The organism is Enterococcus italicus DSM 15952, from assembly GCF_000185365.1.
In the GTDB taxonomy this organism is placed as follows: domain Bacteria; phylum Bacillota; class Bacilli; order Lactobacillales; family Enterococcaceae; genus Enterococcus_G; species Enterococcus_G italicus.
The window spans coordinates 543,571-547,335 of record NZ_GL622241.1 but is presented as its reverse complement, the minus strand read 5'-3'; the positions used below and the strand labels follow the sequence as shown (position 1 = coordinate 547,335).

General features: G+C 39.6%; 6 protein-coding genes. All 6 read left to right on the top strand.

Annotated elements, in window-relative coordinates; genetic code table 11:
• The first annotated feature begins 125 nt into the window (after positions 1-125).
• Complete coding sequence (msrB, locus tag HMPREF9088_RS02560; RefSeq protein WP_007207562.1) at positions 126-554, top strand: peptide-methionine (R)-S-oxide reductase MsrB; 429 nt, start codon at positions 126-128, stop codon at positions 552-554.
• Positions 555-629: 75 nt separating this feature from the next.
• Positions 630-1,232: a Holliday junction branch migration protein RuvA gene (gene ruvA / locus HMPREF9088_RS02555; RefSeq protein WP_007207561.1), complete on the top strand. Its 603-nt coding sequence runs from the start codon at positions 630-632 to the stop codon at positions 1,230-1,232.
• Positions 1,233-1,243: 11 nt separating this feature from the next.
• Positions 1,244-2,242: a Holliday junction branch migration DNA helicase RuvB gene (ruvB, locus tag HMPREF9088_RS02550; RefSeq protein ID WP_007207560.1), complete on the top strand. Its 999-nt coding sequence runs from the start codon at positions 1,244-1,246 to the stop codon at positions 2,240-2,242.
• Positions 2,243-2,260: 18 nt separating this feature from the next.
• Positions 2,261-2,827 (top strand): TetR/AcrR family transcriptional regulator, encoded by a 567-nt coding sequence (locus HMPREF9088_RS02545; RefSeq protein WP_007207559.1) that lies wholly within the window; start codon positions 2,261-2,263, stop codon positions 2,825-2,827.
• Position 2,828: 1 nt separating this feature from the next.
• A complete protein-coding gene (locus tag HMPREF9088_RS02540) occupies positions 2,829-3,287 on the top strand; it encodes a low molecular weight protein-tyrosine-phosphatase (protein WP_007207558.1) in 459 nt (152 codons plus the stop codon).
• 15 nt (positions 3,288-3,302) lie between these two features.
• Complete coding sequence (locus HMPREF9088_RS02535; protein ID WP_040366155.1) at positions 3,303-3,677, top strand: hypothetical protein; 375 nt, start codon at positions 3,303-3,305, stop codon at positions 3,675-3,677.
• Positions 3,678-3,765 lie beyond the last annotated feature (88 nt).

Sequence of the window (3,765 nt, the reverse complement as noted above, 5' to 3'; positions counted from 1 at the left end):
AAATGATAAAGTGAGAATGAGCAATCATTCTCACTTTTTTTGTTTCAATTAGTGAAGCATAGCAATGGACTTTTCCTTAAAAACAGGTCAAACTAATATTACTATACTTAAAGGAGTAGAAAAACATGAGCAAAGAAGACTTAAAAAAGAAATTAACACCAATTCAATATGCGGTAACGCAAGAAAATGCGACGGAAAGACCTTTTACTGGGGAATATGATGACTTTTATGAACAAGGAATTTATGTAGATATTGTTAGTGGTAAGCCTTTATTTGCTTCTAGTGATAAATTTGACGCTGGTTGTGGCTGGCCTGCTTTTTCACGCCCTATTTTAGAAGAAGAGATTCTTGAAAAGAAAGATGAATCGCATGGAATGAGTCGGACTGAGGTAAGAAGTCAGGATGCAGACTCGCATTTAGGACACGTATTTACAGATGGTCCAAAAGAATTAGGTGGACTTAGGTATTGTATTAATTCAGCAGCACTATCCTTTATCCCATTAACTGAGATGGATAAAAAAGGGTATGGAGAATATAAGAAGTACGTTCAGTAATCGAAATTCCTCAGTTCCTTTCTTATTTTTTGTATGATACAATAAAGGGAACGTATGTACAGGTGAGGAGAAAGAATGTACGAATTTATTAAAGGTGTAGTTGCAGATATTCAGCCTAGCTATATAGTACTTGAAGCAAATGGTATCGGCTATCAGCTTGTAATGGGTAATCCTTATCGCTACTCAGGTAAGAAAACAGAGGAAGTAAAAGTCTATGTACACTTGATTGTACGAGAAGATGCGCATACACTATATGGATTTGAAAAATTACAGGAAAAATTATTGTTTCTTCGGTTAATTAGTGTCTCAGGTATTGGGCCTAAAAGCGCGATTGCTATTATGGCTAATGATGACCATGAAGGGTTAATTGCCGCTATTGAATCAGATGATGTCACCTATTTGACGAAATTCCCTGGAGTCGGGAAAAAGACGGCACAGCAAATGATTTTGGACTTAAAGGGAAAACTAGGAGAATTAGCTGGAGAATTGACTGGCAACTTAGCTATGCCACTTTTTGATACAGATACAAGCGCGCTGACCGAAGCGATATCAGCATTGTCTGCTTTGGGGTATTCAGAAAGAGAAATTAAGCGTGTAGAGACTACTCTGAAAAAAGAGGGTGCTCACTCTACGGATGAATACTTGCGTAAAGCATTAAAATTATTAATGAAGAAATAGAGGAAAGTTGAATGGACCGAATGATTTCACCAGAGCCGTCAAATGAAGATTTGAGTTTTGAAAAATCATTACGACCGCAGTATTTGTCACAATATATTGGCCAAGAAAAAGTAAAACACGAATTAGCCATTTATATTGAGGCTGCGAAAAAGCGTGAAGAATCGCTCGATCATGTTCTTTTGTACGGCCCTCCTGGTTTAGGAAAGACAACAATGGCAATGGTGATTGCTAATGAAATGGCAGTCAATATTCGCACAACGAGTGGACCAGCCATCGAGAAACCTGGCGATTTAGTGGCGCTTTTAAATGAGCTTGAACCAGGTGATGTGTTGTTCATAGATGAAATTCACCGCTTACCGCGCGTGGCAGAAGAAATGTTATATTCTGCGATGGAAGATTTTTTTGTGGATATTATGGTTGGCCAAGGCCCAACTGCCCATCCCGTTCATTTTCCGTTGCCACCTTTTACACTAATCGGAGCTACTACGAGAGCGGGGATGTTGTCGGCACCACTACGAGACCGCTTCGGCATTGTCAGTCACATGGAGTATTACCTTGACTCAGAATTAACTGAAATTGTGCAACGGTCAGCCGAGGTGTTCTCGACCGTGATTCAAGAGCAAGGGGCTATAGAGATTGCTCGTCGTTCAAGAGGGACGCCTCGTATTGCCAATCGTTTGTTAAAGCGTGTAAGAGACTTTGCACAAGTGCAACACGATGGCTCGATTACCAAGAGTGTAGCTGATCAGGCATTGGACGTCTTACAGGTGGATCATGAAGGATTGGATTACATTGATCAAAAGTTATTGAGAACGATGATTGAGCTGTATCATGGCGGCCCTGTAGGATTAACGACGATTGCTGTCAATATCGGTGAAGAAACGGAGACCGTTGAAGACATGTATGAGCCATTTTTAATACAAAAAGGCTTCATTCAACGGACAGCTCGTGGTAGAGTGGCAACTGAATTGGCCTATCGACATTTTGGATACCAACAAGAAAACGAGTAGAGAGATGTGAGGTAGGTTATGGAGAGTAGACGAACTAAGGAACGAATTGGTGGGGTATTTGTCGATTTATGCGAGGCACGAGGCTTTTCAAAAGTCAGTGTGCAAGAAGTATCAAAATTAGCGGCTATTAATCGTCAGACCTTTTATTACCACTTTACAGATAAAAAAGAACTTCTTCGATGGGTGTATTATCAAGACGCTTTAAAATATTTGAGCCTTGAGGTTGTCCATCTTGAAAATTGGGAAGAGCAAACATTAAAAATGCTACAGGCGATGAAAGCCAAACGCTATTTTTATCGCAATATGATGGATGATGCACGCGATGTGTTTATTACTGAGTTTTTCCGCTTAGTGAAGGAGCATTTCGCGCAGTTATTCAAGCAAGTCGATCAAGAACAAGTACTATCAACAAAAGACTTGCAATTTTATAGCTGCTTTTTTTCTTATGGTTGCTGCGGTATTTTAGAAAATTGGATTGTAAAGGATTATCGAGAGTCACCGATGGAGATTGCGAGCCAGCTTTTTCAATTAGCAAAAGATGTGGAGTTGTTTTCGTATCGACTGTTTCAACAAGAGGAGGAATAACATGCAACGAGTGCTATTTGTTTGTCTAGGCAATATTTGTCGTTCACCAATGGCAGAGGCAATTTTTGTGCAGGCGATAGCAAAAGAAGGATTGTCTATTGAAGTAGCTTCTGCTGCGACAAGTCGTTGGGAACATGGAAATCCCGCACATCAAGGCACCAAAAATGTATTACAGGCGCGAGGATGCGAGACAGATCAGCTAGTTTCAAGCCAGATTGCACCGAATGATTTTCTAATGTATGATTGGATTATTGGAATGGATCAGCAAAACGTACATGATTTAAAGAAACTAGCACCAGCTTATGTTCAAAAAAAGATTCATCTCTTTATGAGTGTTGTCCCCGGTCAAGAAACAACAGGTGTACCAGATCCTTGGTACACTGGGGACTTTAAGGAAACTGAACGATTGATTGATGAAGCACTACCTTATTGGTTACAAACGTTTAAAGAAAACCAGTAGTTAGGAGGGAGAAAAGTGGAAAAACGACGATCGCTTCAAGTAAAGATGGGGCAATTATGGACAGATTCGTCAAAGAATTTTCTCGACCGCTTTTTAACAGATGAGGCAGACAAAGCGGATGCTTTTGCTCAAGCGGAAGACTTTTCTCAACGCTTACAACTAGCATCCGAATACAAATTATTGGTGGTATTGCAAATTCAGACCAAACAAATGAAGTCTCCGGAGACCATTTCAGGATGGGTACTTAAGAAACGAATCAATGGCTGCCAAATTATTTTAAAGCTTTTAGATGACCCAATGCAATGGCGGATAGTCGACATTACATCAATCAAAAAAATGAGCCAATCTCCTTTAATGAAAGAAAATCGGCGCGATGAAAAGCTGTCTTAAGATCGTTTATTATTAAAAGAGGTTGTGAAAATAGTTAATTCAAAAAGACCATAGAATCCAAAAGTTTGAAAAATAACTTCCGGATTTT